25 protein-coding genes, 1 tRNA gene and 2 pseudogenes are annotated in these 25,596 nt (G+C 68.2%); 17 read left to right on the top strand and 11 right to left on the bottom strand.

Annotation, left to right across the window (positions count from 1 at the left end; translation table 11 throughout):
• The first annotated feature begins 39 nt into the window (after positions 1 to 39).
• From L1088_RS01650 to L1088_RS01640, 3 genes and pseudogenes are all read left to right on the top strand, one after another.
• A complete protein-coding gene (locus tag L1088_RS01650; RefSeq protein ID WP_234553453.1) occupies positions 40 to 402 on the top strand; it encodes a hypothetical protein in 363 nt (120 codons plus the stop codon).
• Positions 403 to 476: 74 nt separating this feature from the next.
• Positions 477 to 1,612: pseudogene (locus L1088_RS01645) on the top strand (integrase core domain-containing protein).
• Positions 1,582 to 1,657: transfer RNA gene (locus L1088_RS01640), tRNA-Ala, on the top strand. The pseudogene L1088_RS01645 and the gene L1088_RS01640 overlap by 31 nt, the downstream one beginning before the upstream one ends.
• A gap of 43 nt (positions 1,658 to 1,700) precedes the next feature.
• Here the strand turns inward: L1088_RS01640 and L1088_RS01635 are convergent.
• From L1088_RS01635 to L1088_RS01620, 4 genes are all read right to left on the bottom strand, one after another.
• On the bottom strand, positions 1,701 to 2,936 hold the full coding sequence (locus tag L1088_RS01635) for an ABC transporter (RefSeq protein WP_234553451.1): 1,236 nt from the start codon (positions 2,934 to 2,936) through the stop codon (positions 1,701 to 1,703).
• Between the two features lie 102 nt (positions 2,937 to 3,038).
• The gene (locus tag L1088_RS01630) at positions 3,039 to 4,928 is read right to left on the bottom strand and encodes a tetratricopeptide repeat protein (protein ID WP_234553450.1); all 1,890 of its coding nucleotides are present in this window, start codon (positions 4,926 to 4,928) and stop codon (positions 3,039 to 3,041) included.
• A 9-nt stretch (positions 4,929 to 4,937) separates the two neighbouring features.
• The gene (locus L1088_RS01625) at positions 4,938 to 5,642 is read right to left on the bottom strand and encodes a WecB/TagA/CpsF family glycosyltransferase (RefSeq protein WP_234553449.1); all 705 of its coding nucleotides are present in this window, start codon (positions 5,640 to 5,642) and stop codon (positions 4,938 to 4,940) included.
• A complete protein-coding gene (locus L1088_RS01620; RefSeq protein WP_234553448.1) occupies positions 5,630 to 6,346 on the bottom strand; it encodes a 2-phosphosulfolactate phosphatase in 717 nt (238 codons plus the stop codon). The genes L1088_RS01625 and L1088_RS01620 overlap by 13 nt, the downstream gene beginning before the upstream one ends.
• Positions 6,347 to 6,458: 112 nt before the next feature.
• On the opposite strand from L1088_RS01620, the gene L1088_RS01615 reads away from it, so the two are divergent.
• A complete protein-coding gene (locus L1088_RS01615) occupies positions 6,459 to 7,400 on the top strand; it encodes a thiamine-phosphate kinase (protein WP_234553447.1) in 942 nt (313 codons plus the stop codon).
• Here the strand turns inward: L1088_RS01615 and L1088_RS01610 are convergent.
• Together L1088_RS01610 and L1088_RS01605 are read right to left on the bottom strand one after the other, a co-directional pair.
• A pseudogene (locus tag L1088_RS01610) lies at positions 7,398 to 7,745 on the bottom strand (nucleotidyltransferase domain-containing protein); the annotation flags it as partial. The gene L1088_RS01615 and the pseudogene L1088_RS01610 overlap by 3 nt on opposite strands.
• The gene (locus tag L1088_RS01605) at positions 7,702 to 8,082 is read right to left on the bottom strand and encodes a HEPN domain-containing protein (RefSeq protein ID WP_038047391.1); all 381 of its coding nucleotides are present in this window, start codon (positions 8,080 to 8,082) and stop codon (positions 7,702 to 7,704) included. The pseudogene L1088_RS01610 and the gene L1088_RS01605, both read right to left, overlap by 44 nt.
• 37 nt (positions 8,083 to 8,119) lie before the next feature.
• On the opposite strand from L1088_RS01605, the gene L1088_RS01600 reads away from it, so the two are divergent.
• From L1088_RS01600 to hisH, 3 genes are read left to right on the top strand one after another with little or no spacing between them, the layout of a single operon-like run.
• Entirely contained in the window at positions 8,120 to 9,163 is a 1,044-nt protein-coding gene (locus L1088_RS01600; protein ID WP_234553445.1) for a pyridoxal phosphate-dependent aminotransferase, read from the top strand.
• Positions 9,156 to 9,740, top strand: coding sequence for an imidazoleglycerol-phosphate dehydratase HisB (gene hisB / locus L1088_RS01595; protein ID WP_234553444.1), 585 nt, complete (start codon positions 9,156 to 9,158; stop codon positions 9,738 to 9,740). Before L1088_RS01600 ends, hisB begins: the two co-directional genes overlap by 8 nt.
• Before the next feature lie 3 nt (positions 9,741 to 9,743).
• A complete protein-coding gene (gene hisH, locus L1088_RS01590; protein ID WP_234553443.1) occupies positions 9,744 to 10,340 on the top strand; it encodes an imidazole glycerol phosphate synthase subunit HisH in 597 nt (198 codons plus the stop codon).
• Here the strand turns inward: hisH and L1088_RS01585 are convergent.
• The 4 genes from L1088_RS01585 to purE form a co-directional block, all read right to left on the bottom strand.
• Positions 10,311 to 11,231 carry a carbohydrate kinase family protein gene (locus L1088_RS01585; protein ID WP_234553442.1) on the bottom strand — a complete coding sequence of 307 codons (921 nt, stop codon included), beginning with the start codon at positions 11,229 to 11,231 and terminating at the stop codon, positions 10,311 to 10,313. The two genes, hisH and L1088_RS01585, sit on opposite strands and share 30 nt — an antisense overlap.
• A gap of 163 nt (positions 11,232 to 11,394) precedes the next feature.
• Positions 11,395 to 12,531: a phenylacetate--CoA ligase family protein gene (locus L1088_RS01580; protein WP_234553441.1), complete on the bottom strand. Its 1,137-nt coding sequence runs from the start codon at positions 12,529 to 12,531 to the stop codon at positions 11,395 to 11,397.
• A gap of 38 nt (positions 12,532 to 12,569) precedes the next feature.
• Positions 12,570 to 13,673 (bottom strand): 5-(carboxyamino)imidazole ribonucleotide synthase, encoded by a 1,104-nt coding sequence (locus L1088_RS01575; protein ID WP_234553440.1) that lies wholly within the window; start codon positions 13,671 to 13,673, stop codon positions 12,570 to 12,572.
• The gene (gene purE / locus L1088_RS01570; protein WP_234553439.1) at positions 13,670 to 14,164 is read right to left on the bottom strand and encodes a 5-(carboxyamino)imidazole ribonucleotide mutase; all 495 of its coding nucleotides are present in this window, start codon (positions 14,162 to 14,164) and stop codon (positions 13,670 to 13,672) included. The genes L1088_RS01575 and purE overlap by 4 nt, the downstream gene beginning before the upstream one ends.
• 47 nt (positions 14,165 to 14,211) lie before the next feature.
• Here purE and L1088_RS01565 point away from each other — a divergent pair, with 47 nt between their 5' ends.
• Together L1088_RS01565 and L1088_RS01560 are read left to right on the top strand one after the other, a co-directional pair.
• Positions 14,212 to 15,168, top strand: coding sequence for a sodium-dependent bicarbonate transport family permease (locus L1088_RS01565; RefSeq protein ID WP_234553438.1), 957 nt, complete (start codon positions 14,212 to 14,214; stop codon positions 15,166 to 15,168).
• Positions 15,169 to 15,170: 2 nt separating this feature from the next.
• Complete coding sequence (locus tag L1088_RS01560) at positions 15,171 to 15,473, top strand: P-II family nitrogen regulator (protein ID WP_234553437.1); 303 nt, start codon at positions 15,171 to 15,173, stop codon at positions 15,471 to 15,473.
• Here L1088_RS01560 and L1088_RS01555 read toward each other — a convergent pair.
• Positions 15,470 to 16,165 (bottom strand): TerC family protein, encoded by a 696-nt coding sequence (locus L1088_RS01555; protein ID WP_234553490.1) that lies wholly within the window; start codon positions 16,163 to 16,165, stop codon positions 15,470 to 15,472. The genes L1088_RS01560 and L1088_RS01555 overlap by 4 nt on opposite strands.
• A 176-nt stretch (positions 16,166 to 16,341) precedes the next feature.
• Between L1088_RS01555 and L1088_RS01550 the strand changes: the two genes are divergently transcribed.
• The 8 genes from L1088_RS01550 to gcvPB all read left to right on the top strand — a co-directional run bounded on the left by L1088_RS01550 (position 16,342) and on the right by gcvPB (position 25,578).
• On the top strand, positions 16,342 to 16,677 hold the full coding sequence (locus L1088_RS01550) for a metal-sulfur cluster assembly factor (RefSeq protein WP_038047376.1): 336 nt from the start codon (positions 16,342 to 16,344) through the stop codon (positions 16,675 to 16,677).
• A gap of 144 nt (positions 16,678 to 16,821) precedes the next feature.
• Positions 16,822 to 18,552 (top strand): NAD-dependent malic enzyme, encoded by a 1,731-nt coding sequence (locus L1088_RS01545; protein ID WP_234553436.1) that lies wholly within the window; start codon positions 16,822 to 16,824, stop codon positions 18,550 to 18,552.
• A gap of 4 nt (positions 18,553 to 18,556) precedes the next feature.
• Positions 18,557 to 19,438: a DNA double-strand break repair nuclease NurA gene (locus tag L1088_RS01540; RefSeq protein ID WP_234553435.1), complete on the top strand. Its 882-nt coding sequence runs from the start codon at positions 18,557 to 18,559 to the stop codon at positions 19,436 to 19,438.
• Positions 19,439 to 19,441: 3 nt separating this feature from the next.
• Positions 19,442 to 21,166 carry an ATP-binding protein gene (locus L1088_RS01535; protein ID WP_234553434.1) on the top strand — a complete coding sequence of 575 codons (1,725 nt, stop codon included), beginning with the start codon at positions 19,442 to 19,444 and terminating at the stop codon, positions 21,164 to 21,166.
• 108 nt (positions 21,167 to 21,274) lie between these two features.
• A complete protein-coding gene (gene gcvT, locus L1088_RS01530; protein ID WP_234553433.1) occupies positions 21,275 to 22,324 on the top strand; it encodes a glycine cleavage system aminomethyltransferase GcvT in 1,050 nt (349 codons plus the stop codon).
• Between the two features lie 18 nt (positions 22,325 to 22,342).
• Complete coding sequence (gcvH, locus tag L1088_RS01525; protein ID WP_234553432.1) at positions 22,343 to 22,729, top strand: glycine cleavage system protein GcvH; 387 nt, start codon at positions 22,343 to 22,345, stop codon at positions 22,727 to 22,729.
• Between the two features lie 111 nt (positions 22,730 to 22,840).
• Complete coding sequence (gene gcvPA / locus L1088_RS01520) at positions 22,841 to 24,157, top strand: aminomethyl-transferring glycine dehydrogenase subunit GcvPA (RefSeq protein ID WP_234553431.1); 1,317 nt, start codon at positions 22,841 to 22,843, stop codon at positions 24,155 to 24,157.
• The gene (gene gcvPB, locus L1088_RS01515) at positions 24,154 to 25,578 is read left to right on the top strand and encodes an aminomethyl-transferring glycine dehydrogenase subunit GcvPB (RefSeq protein WP_234553430.1); all 1,425 of its coding nucleotides are present in this window, start codon (positions 24,154 to 24,156) and stop codon (positions 25,576 to 25,578) included. The genes gcvPA and gcvPB overlap by 4 nt, the downstream gene beginning before the upstream one ends.
• The last annotated feature ends 18 nt before the right edge of the window (positions 25,579 to 25,596 follow it).

The following is a 25,596-nucleotide window of genomic DNA, read 5'->3' as shown; positions in this document are numbered from 1 at the left end:
GCTCAGGGGGTGCGAGGGGAGGTGCGGTAGGCTAGGAGTATGCGCAAGGTGCTGGGAATGCTGCCCCTACTGGTGCTCGCCTGGGCCCTCGAGGCGAATCCCTCCAGCTCCATGGAGCTCCGCATCACCGCCACCCTTTCCTTCAACCTTTTTCCCCAGGCGGTGGTGTTGGAGCGCCTTCCGGAGCCCCAGGGGCTTGTGGTGGTCTACCGCTACTCCCAGGCGGAGGCCATCTTCCGCCACCACGACGAGGACCTTCGCCGCCGGGGTTGGGTGCGGGTGAAGTATGAGGTGAAGAAGGACGAGTGGAAAGCGGAGTACCGAAAGGGCAAGGCCAAGGCCAAGCTTTCCGTGAAGGACAAGAAGGGCCGGGTGGAGGTGCGCCTTAAGGAAGGGGACTGAACCCGGACAAACACATGTGAGACTCTGGGCTGGGATAAAAAGAGGGGGACCGACTCCGGAAGGAGGCCCCCCGAGTGCAGCTTACCACGGTTGGCAAAGCGATCTGGCGAGGAGCGAGGAAGGCCCAGGAGCTGGAGATGGCGGGGGCCGGCGACCCCCTGGTCCAGGAACGGCTGCGCAAGCTCAAGCAGGTGGAGGCGTTCAGGAAGCACGGGGTGAGCTGGCCCGAGATCCAGGCCCTGGTGGGGATCAGCCGGGCCACCTATCACCGCTGGCGGAGCAGGCTCAAGGACGAAGGACTTAAAGGCCTTCTTCCGAAACCCAAACGCCCCAAACGCCTACGGCGGAAGGTGCACTGGACCTCCGAACTCCTCATCGCCACCGAGGACTTGCGGAGACAAAACCCCACCTGGGGCCGCTGGCCCATCTGGTGGAGCTTGAGGAAGGGAGGTTTTGAGGTCAGCGAGCGCACCGTGGGCCGCATCCTCGCCCATCTGGAAGCCAGGGGGCGGGTGGAAAGGGTGGCCGCCTTCCTGGCCCGGACGAGGCAGGGCAAGGGGAGGCCAAGACCCCAGAGGCCCTACGCCCAGAGGAAGCCCCGGGGATACGAGGCCAGGGCGCCCGGGGACCTGGTGCAGTTGGACACCCTCACCGTGACCCTAGGGCCCGGGGAGGTGGTCAAGCACTTCTCGGCCCTGGACCTGGTCACGCGCTTCTCCCTGGCCCAGGTGCACACCAGGGCCACGGCCAACCTGGCGGCGGGATTCCTCTCCGCCCTCGTGACCAAGGCCCCCTTCCCCATCCGGGCCGTCCAGGTGGACGGGGGGAGCGAGTTCATGGCCGAGTTTGAGGAAGCCTGCCGGAGCCTGGGAATCCGGCTCTTTGTGCTGCCCCCACGGAGCCCGAAGCTCAACGGGCACGTGGAGCGGATGCAGCGCACCTTCCGCGACGAGTTTTATACCCTGCCCTTGCCAAGGGGGCTTGTGCGCCTGCAGGCCGAGCTGGACGCTTATCTGGCGTACTACAACCACCGCAGGCCCCACATGGCCCTGGGGGGGCTGGCGCCCCTGGAGTTCTTGGCTAAAATGCAAGCGGAGTCGGTCCCCCAGTCTCAGATGTATTGACCGATTACAGGGGACTAGACAAGGCTAAAGCCCCCCGCTACCATATAGGGCGCGTGGGGCCGTGGCGCAGCTGGGAGCGCGCCTGAATCGCACTCAGGAGGTCAGGGGTTCGAATCCCCTCGGCTCCACCAAAAGACCTCCCGCCCGAGGGCGGGAGGTGTTCGTTTGCTTCGCCTAATGGCCGGTGGAAGAGCCCGGGTTCAGCAGGGGATAGATGCTTTGTGGGCTCACCTGAAGCTGGGTGGGCTGGACCAGTCCAAGGGGCAGGGGGGTCACGTCTATGGTGGCCACCGCCGAGAGCACCTTGGTGTTGGTGGAGTCGTAGTAGAGGGGGTAGTCGTTGGGGCCCGGCACCAGAACCGAGGAGCAAGCGATGGTGACGTCGGTCATGCCCTGGGTGATCTGGTGGGGGCGAAGCGAGGCGCTGGGCAGGGTGTTGTAGCCGCAGTCCACCGCCTGGCCGGTATTGGTCATCACCGCGCCCATCTTGCCCAGGAAGTCGTTCTCCAGGGTGATGGCGTCGTAGTAGCCCTGCCACTCCCCGATGAAGACCACGCGCCCGCCTTCAGCGGCGAAGCCCTTGAGGACGTTCACCTCGGCGTTGGTGAAGGTTTCCCTGGGGTTCCAGAGGAAGATGACCTTCACCTCGGGGGCGATGGCGGTGATGGAGCCTTGGGTGGAGTTGAGCTCCTCTATGGAAAAGCCCTGAGCCTGGATGACGCTGCGCATGGTGGCCAGGTTGGCGTCGTTGCACTCGCCCGTGCCCCCGCACACCGACTGCCGCCCCCGGTCGAAGAGCACCTTGGTGCCTGTGTCTCTGGGTCCCGAGGTGGTGTAGACCACCAGGTTCTTCACCATGAGCTGGTTGTTGGGGTTGGCCATGCCCTTGTTGTCGAAGGGGTTGATGTCGTTATAGACCACGATGTCCTTCCCCGGCTGGGGCGGAACGTTCCCGCAGCGCTGGACCACAAACTCCACTTGGCCCTGGGCTTCGGCAAAGCTGTAGCTGGGGGTCATGAAAAAGGCGTGCCCAGCCACCTGCAGGGTGTCCCCCGCACCCACACCCAGGTCCGCCAGAGAGAAGGCGTAGGTGAAGGTGTCCACGTAGGGGTCATGGACCGCCTGGGCGGGGAAGCTCCACCAGCTGCCGGGAGCAGCGGTACCCGCGTAGGCGTGGCTCTCCGTGAGCTGCCAGGGGGAAACGCCCGAAAGCCGCACGTAGAGGGTGTCGGCGGTGTTCCACACCAGCATGCCCCCGGCCTTGCCCATGGGGCCCTCGGCCACCTCGCTGCAGGCCTGGGCGGGGTCCCCGCCGGCGTCGTCCCTGGGGCCGGGGACCACCATGGTGGGGTTAACCCCTTGGGGGCTGGAACAGGCCCCCAGCGCCGCTACCAGAGCAAAAACTCCCATGCGCCAATGCTTGGAAATGCCCATGCAAATACGCCTCCAATCCGGTCCAATGAGACCAGGATTAGTGTAGACCCAAAGGCCCGTTACCTTGCCGTTACGGCGTTACGGCTCCTGGAGGAGCCAGTTCACGAGGGCGTTGACCACGTCGTTTTCCGCCAGGAGTTCCGGATTTTCCAGCACCGCCTGGTAGAAGGCGCGCACCATCTCGGGAGAGGGGTCTTGCAGAAGGGCCTGAACGCTCTTCCCCGCGTAGGGCCCCCGGGTCAGGGGGGTGGTGAAGCGGGGGCTGGTGGCCAGGGGGGCGGCCTCCTTCAGGGCCTCTAGGGTCCGTTCCAGGAGCAACCTCTCCCCCTCCGCTCCCAAGGTTTCCTTGGGGGTGAGGAGGGGCTGGCCCGAGAGGTCCCGGACCTCGAGGCCCAGCACGTAAAGCTTCCGGGCCAGGCTCTCCGGCCCCACCTCCAAGGGCGCCAGGACCTTGGCCTCTCCGTAGCGCACCTCCAGGGTGTACCGACCCGGCTCCGGAGGGGTGACGGCGGGGGCCGTGTCCCGCAGGGCGGCGGTGAGGGGGGGGAAGCCCACGGGCTTCTTCGCCTCCGCCACGGCCTCTCCTTCCCGCCAGAGATTGCTTTCCAGAAGGCCCCGCTCCAGGAAGGGCGCGCCCTCCAGGTCCACCTCGGGGAAGATGGCCTCCCCGGCCCGGAAGGGGCGGGCGTCCACGTCGCCTGGGATCAGGCTGAGCCTGACCAGGGACAAGGAGGCGCGGGCCTCATCCAGGCGCTTCAAGGCCCTCTTGGCGGCGAACGCCGCAGGATGTTGCGGATGGGTTTGGAGGAAAGCCTGGTAGAGCTCGCGGGCGGGCAGGCCCGTCCGCTCGGCGACGTAGGCGCGGAAGTAGAGGGTGAGGGGCTCCTGCCGGGCCTCCAGGTCCTTGAGGGCTTCCTGGAAGTCCTCCCCTTCGTCCAGCCTGAGGGCCCGGTCGTAGGCGGCCTTGGCCCCCAGGAAATCCCCGTAGATGGCCTTGAAAAGCCCCAGGTTGTAGTAGGCGGTGGCGTTGGGTCCGAGGCGCACCGCCCGCTCCGAGGCCAGGAGGGCCCGGGGCAGGTCCCCCGTGAGGTAGTAGGCCCAGCCCAGGTTGGTCCAGTAAAGCCAGTAATCCGGCCTGAGCCGGAGGGCCTTTAAGAGGGCGTCCCGGGCCTCTTCTCCCTTCTCCTCGGAGAAAGCGGCGAAGCTCACCTCCTCCCAGGCCGAGGGGAGCTCGGGGAAGGCCTGGGTCAGGGCGCGGGCCGAGGCCTGCCAGCGGGGGTCCTCGAGGGCCCGGAAGACCAGGTGGGCGGCAGTTCTCTCCAGGACGTCGCCGCCTTGCATCCCTTCCGCCAGCTTCAAGGCCTCCTCCCGCTTACCCTCGGAGAGGAGGGCGAAGGCGCGGTAGGCGGAAGGGAGCTCCCCCTGCCAGAGGAGGAGGAGCCTCCGGGGCAGGAGGCCTTCCAGAAGCCCAGCCCCCCGGCCTTCCTTCAGGTCCAGGGCGGACCGGTGCAGGGGGTCGGGGGCTTCCCCCTGGGCCAGGGCCCGAAGTTGCTCCTCGGAGAGGGAGGGGGAGGGCAGGGAGGTGAAGCGGGGGGCCAGTCCCTCCCCCTGGAGCCAGAGCCAGGCCAGGTCGGGCGTGCGGAAAAGGCCCTCCTTGACCCCGCCTTTGCGGGCCAGGAAGAGCCTTAGGCCCTGCGCTTCCTGCTTGCCCAAAAGGAGCCAGTCCGCCCCCGTGGCTGCCAGGGCTAGCCGGGCCCCTGCCTGGGTGTAAAGCCCCCCGGCCAGGTCGTAGCTCCCCCGCCAGGGGAGGTCGGGGAAGACCAAGGCCACCGCCGTAGGGGGCGGGGCCTTCAGCCCCTGGGCGAAGGCCTGGGCCAGGCGGTGGCCCTCGGGGCCCTCAAAGGGCAGGACTAGGCCCTGGGCCGAAGCGCTGGCCAGGAGGAGGAGCAAAGCCCAAAGGCGCCTCATGGGGGCATTCTAGCCTTTTTCCCTGAGGACCAGGTAAGCGAAGCGGAAAAGCCTGGGGGCCCGCCGCCAGCGCTTGGGGTCCAGGCCCACCCGTAGGAGCCACTCCAGGCCCAGGCGTTGCGCCCAGGCCGGAGGGCGTTGGGCTTCGCCGGCCAGCACGTCCAGGGTTCCCCCTACCCCCATGGCTACCCGGGCTCCCAGGTGGGGTTTGTGGCGGTGGATGAAGACCTCCTGCCTCTCTCCCATGCCCACCAGGAGGAGTTCCGGGGCCTTCTGCCGGATGTCCTCCACCACCCCTTCCTCCTCCTGGAAGTAGCCGTGGTGGAAGCCCACCACCTCCGCCCCCAGGCGCCTGGCCTCCTGGGCCGCCCGCTCCGCCACCCCGGGCCGGCCCCCTAGGAGGTAGGCCCGGATGCCGGGGAAGCGCCGGAATAGGGCCAGGGTCAGGTCCACGCCCGTAACCCGTTCCCTTAGGGCCACCCCACGGAGCCTGCGGACCGCCCAGAGAATGCCCACCCCGTCTGGGGTGACGAGCTCAGCCTCGAGGATGGCCCGCCTTAAGGCCTCGTCCTCCTGCGCCCGCACGGCGATCTCCGGGTTCAGCGTCACCACCTGGTGGGTGCCTTCCCCCCGCAAGAACCCCTCAATCCGCTCCAGGGCTTCCTGCATATCCACGGGGTCCAGGGGCAGGCCGAGGAGCTCTAGGCGTTCCATGCCACAAACCTCTGGGCGTAGCGGTCCTGGGTGAGGCCGAAGTCCCGCTTGGGGAAGAAGCGCACCCCGGCGAGCCTAGGCACCACCGGGTCCACCCCGATGAGGCTGGCCCAGGCCAGCTCCTCCGTGCGGCCCTGGCGGTGGAGGGCCTGGCCCTCGGGGCTTTGGAAGAGGGCCTCCTGAGGGTCGGGGAAGGCCTTGAGGAGGGCGGTGGTCAGGGTGGTGGGAGCCTTGGGGAAAAGCCTTTTTTGCAGGAAGCCCGTGGCCACCAGGGCGGAGAGGAGGGGTTCCGGGGCTCCGGCGGGGCGGAGGGTGAGGCCCCTGAGGGGGCGCAGGGCCTTTAGGGCCGCCTTGGCGTTGCGGAGGTTCACCAGGTAGACCTCCTCTTCCCCAGGCAGGAGGCTTCCGTTCAGAATGGGGGCCACCAGGACCGCCTTCCTCCCCTCCACGGCAACCCTTTCCAGGTCCATGAGGGCGAGGCGGCCGTGGAAGCCCTCCGGGGGAAAGCCCTCCACCTCCCCCAAAAGCAGGGCTTCCCGCCCCAGCTCCTCCGCCAGGAGGCGGGCCACCTTGGGCCCCGGGGCCACCCAGACCTCTTTTGCGCCGCGGGAGAGGAGCAGGGTCAGGACGCTCCCCGCGGGGAGGACCTCCACCAGGGCCAGGGGGCCGCCCGCGGGCTTCAGGCACAGGTCAACCCGGCACACCCCGCCATGATACCCCAAGCGCCCACGCAGGTGCGCCGCCAGCGCTGGGGGGAAGGCATTTTAGGGGCCTGTGCCGTGGCGCAAGCCGCGGCGGGGCACGTAGTCTGGGCGTATGCGGCTTAGGGACCTCGGCGAGCGGGGGCTTTTGCGGAAGCTGGCGCCTATGGGCTACCCCGAGGGGGCTCCCCTGCCTCCCGGGGACGACGCCGGGGGCGTGTGGGTGGGGAAAGAGGCCTGGCTTCTCAAGACCGACGGCTTCCTCTACCGGGAAGTGGCCCTAGAGGGCATGGGGCCCTTTGAGGTGGGATGGCGGGGGGTAGCGGCCACGGCCTCGGACCTCCTCTGCAAGATGGGCCAGCCCCTGGGCTTCACCCTGGGGCTCTTCCTGCCGCCCGAGCTGGACGAAGCCTTTGCCCTGGACCTGGTCCGGGGGGCGGCGGAGGCGGCGGGGCGGCTCGGGGCCGTGCTCTTAGGGGGCGACACCAACGCTGGGGGCGAGGCGGCCCTCACCGTCTCCGGCTTTGCCCGGTCCCAGCACCCCCTTCCCCGGAAGGCTCACCCCGGCGACCTCCTTTACCTGGCGGGGGACCGCTGGGGGCGCACGGGGGCGGCCATATGGGCCCACTACCGGGGGCGTAGCCTGCAGGGCTTCCCGGAAATCCGCGAGGCCGCCTTTTACCCCCTGCCCCGCCTAGAGCTTTTGGCCCTTTCGGGCCTCCTCCGGGGGGGGCTGGACTCCTCGGACGGCCTGGCGGAGACCCTGTGGCAGCTGGCGGAGCTGGGCTTACGGGTGGACTTGGAAGACCTTCCCCTCTACCCCGACGTCCTGGCCTTCGCAGGGGACGAGGCGGCCGCCAAGGAGCTCGTCCTCTACGGGGGGGAGGAGTTTGAGGCGGTGTTGGTGGTGCCCCCGGAGGCCGAGGCCCTGGTGCTGGCCCGGGCGGAAGCGGCGGGCCTACCCCTCTTCCGCGCGGGGCGGGTTGGGGAGGGGGAGGGGGTTTTCCTCCAGGGCAAGCCCGTGTCCCGAAGGGGGTACGACCACTTCCGCCCCTAGGAGGAAGCGGGTCTCCTCCCTTAGGGTTCTGGCGAAGCGGGGGCTTAGCCCGGGAAGGGCTTGCCACTCGTCCAGGGTGTAGACCAAGGCTTCCGCAGGTACGGGAAGCTCCTCCAGAGGTAGCTGGGCGGCCCTTTGCCAAGGGGGAAGGTCCGCGGCCTTTACCACCAGGACCAGGTCCAGGTCGCTCCCCACCCCGTGGTCCCCCCGGGCGTAGGAGCCGAAGTAACCTAGCGCCAGGAGGCCGGGGATGGGGTGGCGCTGGAGCCAGGCCCGGAGGGCCGCTTCCACCTCTTCCCGGCTAGGCCATCTGAGCACGGACGAAGCCAAGGATCTCACCGGCATAACGCAGAGCCTCCTCACTCTGCAGGGGTCCGTAGTGCTCTGCAGAGGGTCCCTCGGGGAAGGCATCGGGATAGCGGGTGGGGATGTAGAGCCCATCCAGGTACCGCGCCTTTTCCACCAGCTCCTGAGGAACCTCTAGGGGTAGCTCCCGGAGAAGCCGGGCGATGAGGTGCCCCCAGGCCTCCTGGCCCAAGCGGAGGTGCAGGGCCTTGACCGCTTTCTCCGCGGCCTGCTGGGCGGCGAAGCAGGCCCACTCGTGCCTTCCCGCCTCCCGGGCGATCCCGGCCATCTCTAGGTCCTTCTCCGCTTGGAGGAGCCAGTCCTTGGCCCGGTTCACCCTTCCAGTTTACCGGCACCGGGCTATACTCCAGGGTATGCGGGCCTTCAAGGCGCACCTTCAGGGCCTCACCCCCTACCCCTACCAAAAGGTGGAGGCCCCGGTGAAGCTGGACCAGAACGAAAGCCCCTTTGACTTGCCCGAACCCCTCAAGGAGGAGGCCCTGCGCCGCATGGCCCGGCTTCCTTGGAACCGCTACCCGGAGATCCACGCTGAGGGCCTGCGGAGGAAGCTCGCTGCCCTCACGGGATGGCCGGAGGAGGGCATCGTCCTGGCCCCCGGGTCCAACCTCCTCATCCTGGCCCTGAGCCTGGCGGCGGAGGAGGTCCTGGACCTCTCGCCCTCCTTCCCCCACTACGCCCACGCCGCCAGGATGGCGGGCACCCCCTACCGGGCGGTGCCCCTGGGGGAGGGGTTTGCCCTGCCCTTGGAGGAGCTCCTCCAGGCCTTCCGGGGCGGGGTCCTCTTCCTTCCCAACCCCCATGCCCCCACGGGCACCCTCTACCCCGAGGAAGCCCTCCGGGCCCTGGCCCAAAGGGCCCAGGAGGTGGGGGGGCTTTTGCTGGTGGACGAAGCCTACCGGGAGTTTGCCGGCACCGATTTCAGCCTCCTGGGGAGGGAAAACCCCCACGTGGCCTTCCTGCGCACCTTCTCCAAGGCCTTTGCCTTGGGAGGGGTGAGGGCGGGGTACCTCCTGGCCGCCCCCGAGGTGGCGGCGGTGGTGCGGGAGGTGCTCCCTCCCTTCGTCCTCCCCGCCCACACCGGGGCCATCCTGGAGGTGGTGCTGGAAAACCCCGGCTATGTGGCGGAGGTGGCGGCCTACGTGCGGAAGGAGCGGGAAAGGGTCTACGGGAAGCTCCTCGCCCACCCCACCTGGCGGCCCTACCCCAGCCACACCAACTTCCTCCTGGTGCGCACCCCGGACGCGGAGGCGGCTTTCCGCCACCTCCTGGCCCAAGGGATCTTGGTGCGGCGGCAGGACCGCTACCCGGGGCTTGAGGGGTGCTTGCGGGTGACCGTCGGGCTTAAGGAGGAGATGGACGCCTTCTTGCGGGCGGCCTTTGAGGTGGCGTATGCGTGAGGCTTTGGTGGAAAGGGCCACGGCGGAGACCTGGGTCCGGGTGCGCTTGGGCTTGGACGGGCCCGTGGGGGGAAAGGTGGTCACGGGCCTGCCCTTCCTGGACCACATGCTCCTCCAGCTCCAGCGCCACGGGCGCTTCCTCCTGGAGGTGGAGGCCAGGGGGGACCTCGAGGTGGACGTGCACCACCTGGTGGAGGATGTGGGCATCGCCCTGGGCCAGGCCCTCAAGGAGGCCTTGGGGGAGGGGGTGGGCCTGGAGCGCTACGCCGAGGCTTTCGCCCCCATGGACGAGACCCTGGTGCTTTGCGTCTTGGACCTCTCGGGCCGCCCCCACTTGGAGTACCGCCCCGAGGAGTGGCCCGTGGTGGGGGAGGCGGGGGGGGGGAACCACTACCACCTCAGGGAGTTCCTGCGGGGCCTCGTGAACCACGGCCGCCTCACCCTGCACCTTCGGCTTCTTTCCGGCAGGGAGGCGCACCATGTGGTGGAGGCCAGCTTCAAGGCCTTGGCCCGGGCCCTCCACCGGGCCAGCCGGGTCACGGGGGAGGGGCTTCCCAGCACCAAGGGGGTGCTTTAGGGCATGAGGGCCCTGCTCATCGACTACGGCTCGGGGAACCTCAGGAGCGCCGCCCAGGCCCTCGAGGCCGCGGGCTTCGCGGTGCGGGTTTCCCCAGACCCCAAGGCCCACCCGGAGGCGGACCTTTTGGTCCTCCCCGGGCAGGGGCACTTCGGCCAGGTGATGGAAGCCTTCGGGAGAAGCGGCTTCGTGGAGCGGGTGCTGGCTCATCTGGAAAGGGGCCTTCCCTTTTTGGGCATCTGCGTGGGCATGCAGGTGCTCTACGAGGCGAGCGAGGAGGCCCCTGGGGTTAGGGGCCTGGGTCTGGTGGCGGGCACCGTGCGGCGCTTTCCCCGGGGACGGGTGCCGCAGATGGGTTGGAACCAGGTGGCCTTCGGCGGCCCCTTTGCGGAGCTTTCCGGGCGGCACTTCTACTTCGCCAACTCCTACTTTGGCCCCCTCACCCCCCACTCCCTGGGCCAAGGGGAGTACGAGGGCACCCCTTTCACGGCCCTTCTGGCCAGGGAAAACCTCCTGGCCCCCCAGTTCCACCCGGAGAAGAGCGGCCGGGCCGGCCTGGCCTTCCTGGCCCTAACCCACCGCTACTTCCAGGTCCTCTAGGCGGATGAGCCTGCCCTGGGCCCCGATGGCGGTGGCGGCCAAGGCCCCTGCCAGGTTGGCCAGCCTGCCCGCCTCCAGGGGGCTTTTCCCACTCAGGATGGCGTGGGCGAAGGCGGCGGTGTAGGCGTCCCCGGCCCCGGTGGAGTCCACGATGTCCTCCACCGGGAAGGCCTCCAGGAGCTCCTCCCCTTCGGGAGTGACCACGATGGAGCCCATGGCCCCCACCTTGATGGCCAGGTGGTGGAAGCCTTCCTCCCGGAGGCGGGCCACCCCTTCCGAGAGGGAGGAGGCTCCGGTGAGGACCAGGAGCTCCGTCTGGTTCATGAGGAGCCAGCTCGCCCCCCGCAGGTACTTGAGGAGCTCCCGGCCCGCCGCCCGCACCGCTCCCGTGCCCAGGTCGGCGAAGATGGGCATCTCCCGCTTCCGGGCGGCCTCGAGGGCCTCCACGGCGTAGCTCCGGCTGGGGCCGCCCACCAGGGCGTAGGCGGAGAGGACCACCGCATCCGCCTGGTCCAGGTAGCGGGGCTTGAAGTGGGCGGGGTCCAGGTAGCGGCTGGCCCCCTCGGCGCTCACCATGGCCCGCTCCCCCCCGGGCACCACCAGGATCAGCACCGAGCTGGTGGTGTGCTCGGGGTCCTCCTGCAGGTGCCGGAGGTCCACGCCCACCCCCCGCACGCGGGCCAAGGCCAGCTCGGCGAAGGGGTCCTGCCCCACCCTTCCTGCCAGGTAGACCCGGTGGCCGAGGCTCGCTAGCTGCGCCGCCAGGGTGGCCCCAGCCCCTCCAGGCTTCATCAGGGCCCGGCGGGAAGGGAGTTCCTCCCCAGGTTCCGGTATTCGTTCCACGAAGAAGAGCAGGTCAACGGAAACGTCCCCCAGCACGAAAAACCGCATACAGCCTCCTTCCGCCAAGGCGCAGGGTTTGCCCTCACTATACCGCAAGGGCCCCGTTGCTTTGTTGGGGAGTATATCCGGGAGTTATGAGAAGAGAATAACAAGCAGCCTCCTTAGGGAAGCCGCCTTGCGTTCCCGTTGGGGATGCCGCCCTGGCTTGGGCTTAAAAGCGCCGGTCCACCACCAGGCCCCCTTCCAGCTCGGAGGCCAGCTCCACCTCGTCCACCTTCAGGCCCGTGGCCTTCTGGATGGCCTCCATGAGGCCCGGGGGCACCTTCTCCGCCTTAAGGCGGAGGACCAGTTTGTCGGTGCCCTCCAGCTTCCTTTCCAGCACCACCTGGAAGCCCTTGGGGTCCAGGCCGAAGCCCCCCAGGATGGGGGCGAGCTCCGTGGGATAGAGCTTCACTCCCTTCACCTTCACCATCTGGTCCGTCCGGCCAAAGACCCCTCTGGGCAAAACGGTGAGCCCTTCCCGCCTCTCGGCGATGGCCAGGTCCCCGGTGCGGAAGCGCACCATGGGCATGAGGGTGCGGCTTAGGGCCGTCACCACCAGCTCCCCTTTCTCCCCGTCGGGAACGGGCTTCAGGGTTTCCGGGTCCAGGACCTCGAGGACCGCCATCTCGGGGATCTCCCAAAGCCCATCCTTCTCCAACCGCTCCCCGGCCACGATGCCCAGCTCGCTGGTGCCGTAGGCGTCCAGGGCCACGCCCCCAAGGACGGCCTCCACCTTCTCCCGGAAGCCGGGCACCGAGGTGAAGGGCTCCCCCCCGGCCAGGAGGAGGGCGAAGCGCCCCCCCGCCTGGCCCACCTTGAGGGCGAAGGAGGGATTGGTGACCAAGACGTCAAAGCCGTAGGCCTGGCCGATTTCCGCGATGCGGGCCGCCTCCCCGGGCCCGTGGGGGAAGACCAGGTTCCCGGCGCGCCACAGGGCCTGGTGGAAGAGCCATCCCCCGGCGAAGACGTGGTAGCTGAAGGCCACCAGCACCTTCTTGCCCACCAGGCCCAGGCGGCGGTAGTGTTCCGCCAGGGCCTCGGTCTGGTAACGGAGGTCCTCCTGGGAGAGGTACTCGGGCATCCAGCCCATGAGAGGGCTTGGGGTGAGGTGCATGAGGCTCGCCCCCGTGGGCGGCCTGGGGTTTTCCTTGAGGTAGGCCACCCATTCCTCCCGGGTGGTGAGGGGGAGCTCCCCCAGGTTTGCCAGGGTGACCTCCTCCGGGTGGACTTCCTTGAACTTTTCCCGGTAGACGGCGTGTTCCTTGGCCGCGCGCACCACCTCTTTGAGCCGAGCGTTCCGGTCCATGGCCTGCCTCCTTCCCGCTCCCGCAGGGAACAGGGGGATTATACCGGTTCGGGGGTCTGGGCCAAGGTAAGAAGGTGGGGAAGGTCCCGGGCGAGGTCCTCCCAGGTGTCCCGCCGCAGGGTGATATGCCCCACCTTACGTCCCGGGCGTACCTCCTTGCCATACCAGTGCAGGTGGGCTCCGGGAAGGGCAAGGACCTGGGCGAAGTCCGGTTCTACCCCGATGAGGTTGGCCATGGCGCTATAGCCCCTGGGGGCCGTGCTCCCCAGGGGGAGGCCCAAAAGGGCCCGGAGGTGGTTCTCAAACTGGCTCGTCTCCGCCCCTTCTATCGTCCAGTGGCCGGAGTTGTGGACCCGGGGGGCCATCTCGTTGAAGAGGAGCTCCTCCCCCATCTGGAAGAGCTCCAGGGCCAGGACGCCTGCGTAGCCCCAGGCCTCGAGGGCCTTCTGGGCATAGCCCTCCGCCTTCTCCTGGAGCTTTGAGGTAAGCCCGGGAGCGGGGGCCAGGGAAAGCCGGAGGATGCCCCCCTGGTGGCGGTTTGCCACCAGGGGGTAGAAGGCCACCTCCCCCCCCAGGCCCCGCACCGCCAGGAGGGAGACCTCCCGGTGGAAGGGGACGAAGCCCTCGAGGATGAGCCCCTGGCCCCCCAAGGCGTGGAAGGCCCTTTCCGCCTCTTCCGGGGAATGCACCAGGGCCTGCCCCTTGCCGTCGTACCCCCCCCGCCGCGTCTTGAGGAGGGCGGGAAGGCCCACCGCCGCCAAGCCCTCCCTAAGCTCCTCTAAGGTGTCCACCCTGCGGAAGGGGGGGGTGGGCACCCCCAGGCCCTGCATGAAGGATTTCTCCGCCAGGCGGTCCTGGGCGATCTCCAGGGCCTTGGGGGGCGGGTAGACGGGGAGCTTTTCCGCAAGCCTTTGCGCCGCCTCCACGGGCACGTTCTCAAACTCGTAGGTGACCAGGTCCAGCCCCTCGGCGAAGCGGGCGAGGGCCTCCCCGTCCAGGTAGTCTCCCACCACCAGCTCCCCCACCTGCCCGGCGCAGGCCTCAGGGCTTGGGTCCAGGAAGCGGAAGGAAAGGCCCAAGGGGTAGCCCGAAAGGGCCAGCATCCGCCCCAGCTGGCCGCCGCCCAGGATGCCGACCCTCACGCCTCCTCCCGGGGGTCGGGGTGGGCCAGGACGGCCTCGGTCTGGGCCTGGCGGTAGGCCTGCAGGCGCTCCATCACCTCGGGGTGGGAAAGCCCCACGATGCTGGCGGCCAAGAGGGCGGCGTTCACCGCCCCCGCCTTGCCGATGGCCAGGGTACCCACAGGGACCCCCGCGGGCATCTGCACAATGGAGAGGAGGGAATCCAGCCCCTTTAAGGCCTGGCTCTCCACCGGCACCCCCAGCACGGGCAAGGGGGTGTAGGCGGCGGTCATGCCGGGGAGGTGGGCCGCCCCGCCGGCTCCAGCGATGATCACCATAAGCCCCCGCTCCTTGGCGGTCTTGGCGTACTCCGCCATCAGGTCCGGGGTGCGGTGGGCGGAGACCACGCGCACCTCGTAGGGCACGCCCAGGGCCTCGAGGGTCTCCGCCGCGTGGCGCAGGGTTTCCCAGTCCGACTTAGAACCCATGATCACGCCCACCAAAGGCCGCATCGTACCGGATTGTACCAAGCCCCCTTTCCCGTGGTAGAAGGCGGGGCATGGACGCCCTGGAGCTCCTGAGGCTCAACCTCCTTTCCCCCATGGTCCTGGCCTTCGCCCTGGGGGTGGCGGCCCGCCTCCTGAAAAGCGACCTGGCCTTCCCCGAGGCCCTGTATACAGCCCTTTCCATCTACCTCCTCTTCGCCATCGGCTTCAAAGGGGGAGTGGAGCTTTCCAAAACGCCCGTAGTCCTCCTCCTGCTCCCGGCTTTGGCCACCTTGTTCCTCGCCCTCCTCAGGCCCCTTTCCGGCTACCTCTTGGCCCGCCGCTTCCTAGGCGTGGGAAGGGCCGACGCCGGGGCCCTGGCCGCCCACTACGGCTCGGTTTCCGCGGTCACCTTCCTCGCCGCCCTCACCTTCGCCCAGGGGGTGGGCCACCGGCCCGAGGGGTTCCTGCCCACCCTGGTGGCCCTTCTGGAGGTGCCGGGCATCGTGTTGGCCCTGCTCCTCGCCAAAAGAGGCGGCGGAAACCTGGGGGAGGCCTTCCGGGAGGTGCTCACCGGGAAGAGCGTGGTCCTCCTCCTGGGGGGGCTTCTCATCGGCGCCCTTTCGGGGGAGGCGGGAATGGAGCGGGTGAAACCCTTTTTCGTGGACCCTTTCTATGGAGCCCTCACCCTTTTCCTCCTAGACCTCGGTATGGTGGCGGCTTCCCGCTTCGCCGCCCTGAGGCAGGTGGGCTTGCGCCTGCTCCTCTTCGGCACCCTCCTTCCCCTCCTCCACGGCGCCTTGGGGGTTTGGGTGGGGCACCTGGCAGGGCTTTCCCCGGGCGGGGCCACCGTGCTTGGGGCCATGAGCGCCAGCGCCAGCTACATCGCCGCTCCAGCGGCGGTGCGCATCGCCTTGCCCGAGGCCAACCCCAGCCTGTACCTCACCGCCAGCCTGGCGGTGACCTTTCCCTTTAACCTGGTCTTGGGCATTCCTGTGTACCACGCCATAGCCAAGTGGATTGGGGGGTAAGGATGGACCTGGTGCCTTTGAAGCTGGTCACCATCGTGGCGGAAAGCCTGCTGGAGAAAAAGCTGGTGGAGGAGATCCAGCGCCTGGGGGCCAAGGGGTACACCATCGTTCCCGCCCGGGGGGAGGGCTCGAGGGGCATGCGGAGCGTGGACTGGGAGGGGCAGAACATCCGCCTGGAAACCATCGTTCCCGAGGAGGTGGCCCTGAAGATCCTCGCCCGGCTGCAAGAGGCTTACTTTCCCCACTACGCCGTCATCGCCTACGTGGAGAACGTCTGGGTGGTCCGGGGGGAGAAGTACGTTTAGGAGGGCTGGGCTGCGGGTTTGCGCAGCGCCCACACGCTCCCCAAAAGGAGCACCCCTAGGATGAGGAGGCTGAAGGCTTCCTTGTCCAGGCCCACCGCCAGCTCGGGGCGGTGGAGGCCTTCCTTGGCCAGCTTGTCCCAGCCGCCCACCAAGAGCTTCACCCCCGCTAGGCCCACCACCCCGTAGGCCAGGTGCTTGAAGCGGGGGTACCGGTCCAGGAGGGTGACCACCAGGCTGGCCAGCATCCGGAGGGCTAGGATGCCCAGGAAGACCCCGGTGTAGATGACCCAAAGCTTGTCGGAGAGGGCCACGGCCACCAAGACGGAGTCCACGGCGAAGGCCAGGTCCATGAGCTCCACCTGGACCACCACCTTCCGGAACTGGGCGGCGCTCACCTCCAAAGGGGGAGGGGTATGGGCCGCCTCGGGCTTCAGGAAGTGCTTCAGGGCGATGTAGAGGAGGTAGGCCGCGCCCAGGACCTGCACCCACCAGAGCTTAATCACCATGGCGGCGAAAAGAAGGGCCAGGCCCCGGAGGACGTAGGCCCCCAGGATGCCGTAGAAGAGGGCTTTTCGCCTGAGGTGGTGGGGCAGCTTTTGAACGATGACCCCCAGAATGAGGGCGTTGTCCGCGGAGAGGATGACCTCGAGGGCCACCAGGATCAGGATCACCGAGAAGACACTGGCTTCCATGCGCACCTCCTCAAAGATCAAGACCACCGCCATGGCGGTGGTCTTGCCCGGGCTTTTCGCCCCCAGCCTCCCGGGGCCCGCGCCCGTCTTGACGGAAGGCCGGTCTTGGGGCTACTCCCCAACCGGGGGTCATTATACCCAAAAAGGGATAGGGTTTTGCGGGTATACTGAAAGCCATGGAGACGGAGGCGAAGGAGCTGCCTACCAAGGAACAGGTCCTCGAGGCCCTCAAGGTGGTCTACGACCCGGAGATCCCCGTGAACATCGTGGACCTGGGCCTCGTGTACGACGTGCAGGTCCAGGAAAACGGCGTGGTGGACATCACCATGACCCTAACCGCCATCGGCTGTCCGGCCCAGGACGTGGTGAAAGCCGATGCGGAGATGGCGGTCATGCGCCTGCCCGGGGTGCAGGGGGTGAACGTGGAGTTCGTCTGGACTCCTCCCTGGACCCCCGCCAAGATGACCGAGGAGGGCAAGCGCATGATGCGCATGTTTGGCTTCAACGTCTGAGAAAACCCGCCCGGCCGGGCCTGGGCTCCCGGTAGCCCGGTGCAGGGCGCGCGGCCTTCCAGGAGGCCGCAGCCCTTTTTCCTTGAAGGGACTTGGGACCTTTTTCCCCTAGCTCCAGCTCTGGTGGGGTGGGAGAATAGGGCCATGCCAGTCAGCCGCTACTACGACGTCAAGCGGGATGAACGAGGCGAAAGGTACCTGGAGCCCTACGTTTCCGGCTTCCTCCTCCTGAGGCTTCCCCTTCTCAACAAGGGCACGGCTTTCACCGAGGAGGAGCGGAGAGCCTTGGGCCTCGAGGGCCTCCTCCCCCCCCACGTGAACACCCTGGAGGAGCAAAAGGAGCGGGTTTACCGCCGCTACCGCCTGATCCAGAGCCCCTTGGAGAAGCACATTTACCTCCGCCACCTTCAGGACCGCAACGAGGTGCTCTTCTACGCCCTCTTGGTGGACCACCTGGAGGAGATGCTCCCCATCCTCTACACCCCCACGGTGGGGGAGGCGGTGCGGGAGTTCTCCCACATATACCGCTACCCCCGGGGCTTCACCGCCAGCACCAGAAACATCGGCCACATCGAGGAGGCCCTGGCCAACGTTCCCCTGGAGGAGGTCCGCCTCATCGTGGCCTCGGACTCCTCCGCCATCCTGGGCATCGGGGACCAGGGATATGGGGGCATGGCCATTTCCATCGGGAAGCTCACCATCTACACCGCCGCGGGAGGTGTAGGACCCGACAAAACCCTTCCCGTGGAGCTGGATGTGGGCACAGACCGGGAGGATCTCCTCATGGATCCCCTTTACCTGGGGGTGCGGCACAAGCGCCTGAAGGGGGAGGCCTACTACCGCTTCCTGGATCGCTTCGTGGAGGCGGTGCGCCGGCGCTACCCCAAGGCCCTCATCCAGTGGGAGGACTTCTCCAAGGAGGCGGCATTTACCGTCTTGGAGCGCTACCGCAAGGTGGTGCCCTCCTTCAACGACGATATCCAGGGTACGGGGGCGGTGGCCCTGGCGGGGGTGCTCTCCGCCTGCCGCCTCAAGGGGGAGAGGCTTTCCGACCAGGTGGTCGTGGTGTACGGCGCCGGGGCGGGGGGCATTGGCGTGGCCTGGGCCCTGAGGGAGGGGATGAAGCGGGAGGGCCTCTCCGAGGAGGAGGCCCGGGCCCGGGTGCTGGTGCTGGACTCCAAGGGGCTTTTGGTGGAGGGGCGGAGCATGGAGGACTACAAGCGTCCTTACGCCCAGCGGCCCGAGCGCCTTGCGGGCTGGGAGTTCTCCGGTCCCTACCCTGGCCTTCTGGACACCATCCGCAACGCCAAGGCCACCGTCCTCCTGGGCCTTTCCGGCCAGGGAGGGAGCTTCACCGAGCCCGTGGCCAAGGCCATGCTGGCAAACACCCCGCGGCCCGTGATCTTTCCCCTCTCCAACCCCACCTCGGCCTCCGAGGCCCTGCCCGACGACCTCATCTATTGGACGGAGGGCCGGGCTTTGGTGGCGGCGGGGAGCCCCTTCCCCCCGGTGGGGTACATGGGGCGCACCATCCCCATCGGCCAGGGGAACAACGCCTTTATCTTCCCCGGCCTGGGCTTGGGGGCGGTGCTTTCCCGGGCCCGGGAGGTCACGGACGGCATGGTCCTGGAGGCGGCCTACGCCCTTTACGACTACACCAAGGCCCACTTCCCAGACCTCCTTTACCCGCCGGTGGCTCGCCTGCGGGAGGTTTCCCCCTACGTGGCGGCCCGGGTGATGCAGCGGGCCCTCGAGGACGGCGTGGCCGAGGAGGAGCGGGTAAAGGGGCTTTCCTTCAAGGGGCTCATGGAGTTCGTGCGCTCCCGCTTCTGGGAGCCCAAGTACCTGCCCTACCGCCCGGCCCCGGTAATCTAGGGGCATGGCCTGGCGGCTTTACGCCCTGGACCTCCCCTGGCAGGAGGCCGAAGAGGCCCTTCTCCGGGGGAGCGAGCCCGAGGCCTTCCACCTCCTGGAGGAGCCCTGGGAGGCCAGGACCGCTCCTCCCCAATCCTGGCCCGAACCCCTTTACTTCCTGGACGGGCGGGAGCGGGCTGAGGCCCTGATCTCCGACGGGGAGCGGCTTGCCCTCCTGGGGTGCGTGGCCGCAGGGACGGTGGTGTGGGAGGGGGGAAGGATGCGGCTTCTTCCCCCCGTGGTGCGCCGGGTTGGGGTTGGCTTGGAGAAGCCCCTGGCTGTGGGGGAGCTGGCCTACGAACCCGTGCCCGCGGTGGGGGAGGGCCTCGAGGGTCTGCAGGAGGGCTTGCGCCAGGCCCGGGCTGGCCTGGAGCGGGCACTGGCCAAGGAGCTAGTGGAGGGGCTCTTGGTGGTGGACGGGCCGGTGCGCGCGGTGCGGGAAGGCCCGGTGCTGGGCTACATAAAGACCCACTGGGCCCGGTACCTGCCCAAGGAGGAGGAGGCCCTCCTCCGCGCCCTGGCCCCAGGGGAGCGCACCCCGGCCTTTCGGGTGCGCAGGAAGGGGATGGAGCTCGCCAGCTGGTACCTGCGCCTGCCCCTGTCCCCGGAGGGGGTGCGCCCCCCGGAGAGCGGGCTCTTGCGGGTGGAAACCCTTCTTTCGGGGGATTTCTTGGGCCTGGCGGACCTCTCCTTGGGCCTCTTTCCCGCTTTGGCCTCCCACCCGGTGAAAGACCCCCGGGCTCCGCAGAACCTCCTGCCCGTGGGGGGGCTGGAGCGGGAACTGGCCCGAAGGATGGGAAGCCGCGAGGTGGTGGCCCGCATGCTGGCCAGGCACCTTGGGAGGTGAAAGGTGGAGCGGATCGGCGTGGTGCTGGGAAGCCGGGAGGCCACCCCCCTGGAGTTCTGGGTGGGGGTGGAGGGGGAGGGGCTTTTGCGCCTGGACGACCTGGTGGTGGTGGAGGGATACCACCCCAAGGTGGGCCAGGTGCGCTACTTCGGCATGGTGGACCACGTGGCCAAGGCCCACGAGGGGCAGAACTTTGACACGGACACCTTTTTGGCGGTGGAGGGCAAGATCCCCGTTTCCCTGGCCTACGTGGCCCACGTGAGCGTGACCCGCATCCTGCCCGAGGAGTTTTTCCCCCCAGACCCTGGCTCCCCCGTCTACCTGGCGCAAGGGGGGGACTTGGAGCTTGCCCTCTACTACGAGGCCATGAGGAACCAGAGGGGGAGCACCAAGCTCCCGGCAGGGCTTCTCAAGAACGGGGAGGTGGCCTACCTCAACCTGGAGTTCCTGAACGGGGTCAAAGGGGGCCACGTCAACATCTCCGGCATCAGCGGGGTGGCGGCCAAGACCAGCTACGCCACCTTTCTCCTCAAGAGCCTCCTGGAAAGCGGCGTGCTGGAGGATGCCCACCAGGCCAAGGTGCTCCTCTTCAACGTGAAGGGGGAAGACCTCTTCTTCCTGGACAAGACCAACGCCCGCCTCACGGAGGAGGCCCGGAAGGAGTACGCCCGGCTGGGCCTGCCCGCCACCCCCTTCGGGAGCGTGGCCTTCCTGGCCCCGCCCAAGAAGGAGGGGTACCTGCCGGACGTGGACACCCGGCTGGAGGGGGTGCGGGCCTACCACTGGGACCTGGTGCAGTTCGCCCAAAGGGGCCTCCTCCCCTTTCTCTTCGCCGACAAGGGGGCGCTTACCAACCTGGGCTTCTTGGTGGTCCACGTGGCGGAGAAGCTCAGGCGGCTGGCGGAGAGGCAGAAGGGCCCGGCCCTTTTGGTGGAGGACTGGCCCGGGGAAGACCTGCCGGATGGGATCACCTTCGACGGCCTGGGCCGGGTGCGCCTCCAGAGCTTTGCCGAGCTGGTGCGCTACCTGGAGTTCAAGCTCCTGGGCCCGGAAAGCGGGGAAGGGGAGGGGGACCGGGGCTGGACCGCTCGGCAGGCCCGAGGGACCCTCGAGGCCTTCGTGCGGCGCCTGCGCGCCAGCGTGGAAAACGTGGGCCACCTCCTCCGGGGCGACCGCCCCGGCAACCCCCCGGACCCCCTAAAAGGGGAGCAGGTGCACGTGGTGGACTTGGCCAAGCTCCACCCCCAGGCGCAGATGTTCGTGGTGGGCGCTTTGCTCAAGGACCTCTTTGAGCGCAAGGAGCGGGGCCAGTACCGGGGCCGGGTCTTCATCGTGTTGGACGAGCTCAACAAGTACGCCCCCCGGGACGAGGAGAGCCCCATCAAGGACGTCCTCCTGGACATCGCCGAGCGCGGCCGCTCCTTGGGGGTGATCCTCATCGGGGCGCAGCAGACGGCCAGCGAGGTGGAGCGCAGGGTGGTGGGCAACGCCGCCATCCGGGTGGTGGGCCGCCTGGACGCCGCCGAGGCGGAGCGGCCCGAGTACCGCCACCTGCCCGCTTCCTTCCGCCAGCGGGCCCTTATCCTGCCCCAAGGCTCGGTGATCCTCTCCCAGCCCGAGATCCCCGTGCCCCTCCTGGTGCGCTTTCCCTTCCCCGCCTGGGCCACCAAGCGGGAGGAGGTCCTGGAGGACAACTCCGCGGAGGCCCTGAGGCGGGAGCTTTTCTGAAGTTGAGCGGCTAGGGACGGGTGGGCCTGGGGGGAAGCGCAGGGAACCCCGTGCGGAGGCTTTTTGTCCCCAGCGCATCCCCTGTGTTGGGGGTAAGATGGCCTTGCCATGAAGAAGACCCCACTCTATGAAGCCCACTTGCGCCACGGGGGGCGCATGGTGGAGTTCGCGGGCTACGCGCTGCCGGTGCAGTACACCTCCATCCGCGAGGAGCACCTTTCGGTGCGCCGGGGTGCAGGGCTATTTGACGTGAGCCACATGGGGGAGTTCCTCATCCGGGGCCCCGAGGCCCTGGCCTTCCTCCAGTGGGCCACGGCCAACGATGCTGCCAAGCTAAAAGTGGGCCGGGCCCAGTACTCCATGCTCCCCAACGCCCGAGGGGGCGTGGTGGACGACATCTACCTGTACCGGCTCGCCGAGGAGGAGTACCTCATGGTGGTGAACGCCGCCAACATCGCCAAGGACTTGGCGCACCTCCAAGGGCTTGCCCGGGGCTTCCAGGTGGAGCTTGCGGACGTTTCCGAGGCGACGGCGCTTTTGGCCCTGCAGGGGCCCAAGGCGGCGGAGCTTTTGCAGGGCCTCACGGATACCGATCTGGCAACGAAGAGGAAGAACGACGTCTGGCAGGCCAAGGTGGTGGGCAAGCCCGCTCGGCTGGCCCGCACCGGCTACACGGGGGAGGACGGGTTTGAGCTCTTCCTGGCCCCGGAGGACGCCGAGGCGGTGTTTGCGGCCTTGGTGGAGGCGGGGGCTACCCCTTGTGGCCTTGGGGCCCGGGACACCCTGAGGCTCGAGGCGGGCTTTCCCCTTTACGGCCACGAGCTCACCGACGCCACCAACCCCCTCTGCACCCCCTGGGCCTGGGTGGTGAAGCGGGAGAAGCCCTTCTTTGGAAAGGAGGCCATGCTGGCCTCCACCTGCCGGGAAAGGCTCATCGGGCTGGTGCTGGAGGCAGGCATCCCCCGGGAGGGCTACCCCGTGCGTTCCGGGGAGGAGCGGGTGGGCCGGGTGACCAGCGGGGGCTACTCGCCCCTTTTGGAGAAGGGCATTGCCCTGGCGTACGTAGAGGAGGGGGCAAGCGAGCCCTTTTATGTGGAGGTGCGGGGCAAACCCGTAGGGGCTTCCCTTAGCCCGTTGCCCTTTGTGCCGCTAAAATAGCGGGGGTTAGGAGGCGCTATGGACATACCCAAGGACCGCTTTTACACCAAGACCCACGAGTGGGCCCTGCCCGAGGGGGACACGGTATTGGTAGGCATCACCGACTACGCCCAGGACGCTTTGGGGGACGTGGTCTACGTGGAGCTCCCCGAGGTGGGGCGGAAGGTGGAGAAAGGGGAGGCGGTGGCGGTGGTGGAGAGCGTGAAGACCGCCTCCGACATCTACGCCCCCGTGGCCGGGGAGGTGGTGGAGGTGAATGCCGCCTTGGAGAAGACCCCGGAGCTCATCAACCAGGACCCCTACGGGGAGGGCTGGATCTTCCGCATCCGCCCCGCGCAGATGGGCGACCTGGACGACCTGCTGGACGCGGCGGGTTACCAGGAGGTTCTGGAGAGCGAGGCTTGAGGGCGGTATGGACGGGAGGGGCCTTGCCCAAGCCTGGGGTCTAACCGGGCGGCAGGGTCCTTCTGTGGCCCCGGGTCAAATGGCCCGGGGGATTTGCTTAAGGATGGTCCTATGGACTACACGCCCCACACCGAAGAGGAGATCCGGGCCATGCTGGAGAGGGTGGGGGCCCGGAGCCTGGAAGACCTTTACCGGCACCTGCCCGAGGAGGTCCGAAACCCCCCCATCGCCCTGCCGGAGCCCATGCCCGAGTGGGCGGTGCTGGACGAGCTTAGGCGGCTGGCCCAGAAGAACCGGCCTGCCTTCAAGGCCTTCCTGGCAGGGGGGGTGCGCAGCCACCACACCCCGCCTGTGGTGCAGGCCCTGGCGGGCCGGGGGGAGTTCCTGACCGCCTACACCCCCTACCAGCCGGAGGTGAGCCAGGGGGTTTTGCAGGCCACCTTTGAGTACCAGACCATGATCGCCGAGCTCACGGGCCTCGAGGTGGCCAACGCCTCCATGTACGACGGGGCCACGGCCCTGGCCGAGGGGGTGCTCTTGGCCCTTAGGGAAACGGGGCGGATGGAGGTCTGGGTGTCCCAAGGGGTCCACCCGGAGTACCGGCAGGTGCTCCTCACCTACCTGGAAGCGGTGGGGGCTTCCCTCCGCACCCTGCCCCTGGAGGGCGGGCGGACCCCGGTGGTGGAGGTGCCCGAGGGGGTAGGGGCGGTGGTGGCCCAGAACCCCAACTTCCTGGGGGCCTTAGAGGACCTTGCCCCCCTGGCGGAAGCCGCCCACCGGGCGGGAGCCCTCTTGGTGGCGGTGGCCGACCCCCTCTCCTTAGGGGTGCTGAAGCCTCCGGGGGCCTACGGAGCGGACATCGCGGTGGGAGACGGGCAGACCCTGGGCCTGCCCATGGGCTTTGGCGGTCCTCACTTCGGCTACCTGGCCACCAAGAAAGCCTTTGTGCGGCAAATGCCGGGGCGGCTGGTCTCGGAGACGGTGGATGCCGAGGGCAAGCGGGGCTTCATCCTCACCCTCCAGGCCCGGGAGCAGTACATCCGCCGGGCCAAGGCTAAGAGCAACATCACCACCAACGCCCAGCTCACCGCCCTCATGGGGGCCATGTACCTGGCGGCCTTGGGGCCCGAAGGGCTCAAGGAGGTGGCCCTAAGCGGGGTGGCCATGGCCCACCGCCTCTGGGAGCTTCTTTTGGAGATCCCGGGGGTGGAGTCTTTCACCCCAGAGCCCTTCTTCAACGAGTTTGTTCTCAGGCTTCCCAAGGAACCCCAGACGGTGCGGGAAGCCCTGGCGGCAAGGGGCTTCCATGCCGCCACCCCGGTGCCGAAGGAGTACGGGGAGAACCTCGCCCTCTTCGCCGCCACGGAGCTCCACCGGGAGGAGGACCTTTTGGCCCTACAAGCGGCCATGCGGGAGGTGTTGGCATGAGCTACCCCTTGATCTTTGAACGAAGCCGCCCGGGAAGGCGGGGCCTGAGGCTAGTGAAGGAGACGCCTGAGGCCACCCGCTACATCCCGGAGAAGTTCTTGCGCAAGGACCCACCCCGGCTTCCCGAAGTGGATGAGCTCACCCTGGTGCGCCATTACACGGGGCTTTCCCGCCGCCAGGTGGGGGTGGACACCACCTTCTACCCCTTGGGGAGCTGCACCATGAAGTACAACCCCAAGCTCCACGAGGAGGCCGCGAGGCTTTTCGCCGACCTCCACCCCTACCAGGACCCCAGCACGGCCCAAGGGGCCCTGGAGCTCATGTGGGAGCTTGGGGAGTACCTGAAGGCCCTTACCGGCATGGACGCCATCACCCTGGAGCCCGCGGCCGGGGCCCACGGGGAGCTTACCGGGATCCTCATCATCCGCGCCTACCACCAGGACCGGGGGGAGGGCAAAACCCGCAGGCTCGTCCTGGTGCCCGACTCCGCCCACGGCTCCAACCCCGCCACCGCCAGCATGGCGGGCTATGAGGTGAAGGAGGTGCCCTCCGGGCCCGACGGGGAGGTGGACCTCGAGGCCCTAAAAAGGGAGCTTGGCCCCCACGTGGCCGCCATCATGCTCACCAACCCCAACACCCTGGGCCTCTTTGAAAGGCGCATCCTGGAGATCTCCCGCCTGGCCAAGGAGGCGGGGGTGCAGCTCTACTACGACGGGGCCAACCTGAACGCCGTCATGGGCTGGGCCCGCCCCGGGGACATGGGCTTTGACGTGGTGCACCTGAACCTCCACAAGACCTTCACCGTGCCCCACGGGGGCGGGGGGCCGGGCTCGGGTCCCGTGGGGGTGAAGGCCCACCTGGCCCCCTACCTGCCCGTGCCCACGGTGGAACGGGGCGAGGAGGGCTTCTACCTGAACTTTGACCTGCCCAAGAGCATCGGCCGGGTGCGGAGCTTCCACGGCAACTTCCTGGCCCTGGTGCGGGCCTGGGCCTACATCCGCACCCTGGGGCTTCCTGGCCTCAAGAAGGCCGCGGCCCTTTCCGTCCTCAACGCCCGTTACCTGAAGGAGCTCCTGAAGACAAAGGGCTACCGGGTGCCCTACGACGGGCCTTGCATGCACGAGTTCGTGGCCCAGCCCCCCCAGGGCTTCCGCGCCTTGGACCTGGCCAAAGGGCTTTTGGAGCTTGGCTTCCACCCGCCCACGGTCTACTTCCCCCTGATCGTCAAGGAGGCCCTCATGGTGGAGCCCACGGAGACCGAGAGCAAGGAAACCCTGGAGGCCTTCGCCGAGGCCCTGGGAGAGCTCCTGCAAAAGCCTAAAGAGTGGCTGGAGCACGCGCCCTACTCTACCCCTGTGCGCCGCCTGGACGAACTCCGGGCCAACAAGCACCCCAGGCTCACCTACTTTGATGAAGGTTAGGGGGTAAAGGGTTCAGGG

It is taken from the genome of Thermus caliditerrae (genome assembly GCF_021462525.1).
Taxonomy (GTDB): domain Bacteria; phylum Deinococcota; class Deinococci; order Deinococcales; family Thermaceae; genus Thermus; species Thermus caliditerrae.
The sequence above is the reverse complement of the archived record's forward strand: the minus strand, read 5'-3'. Positions and strand labels throughout refer to the sequence as shown.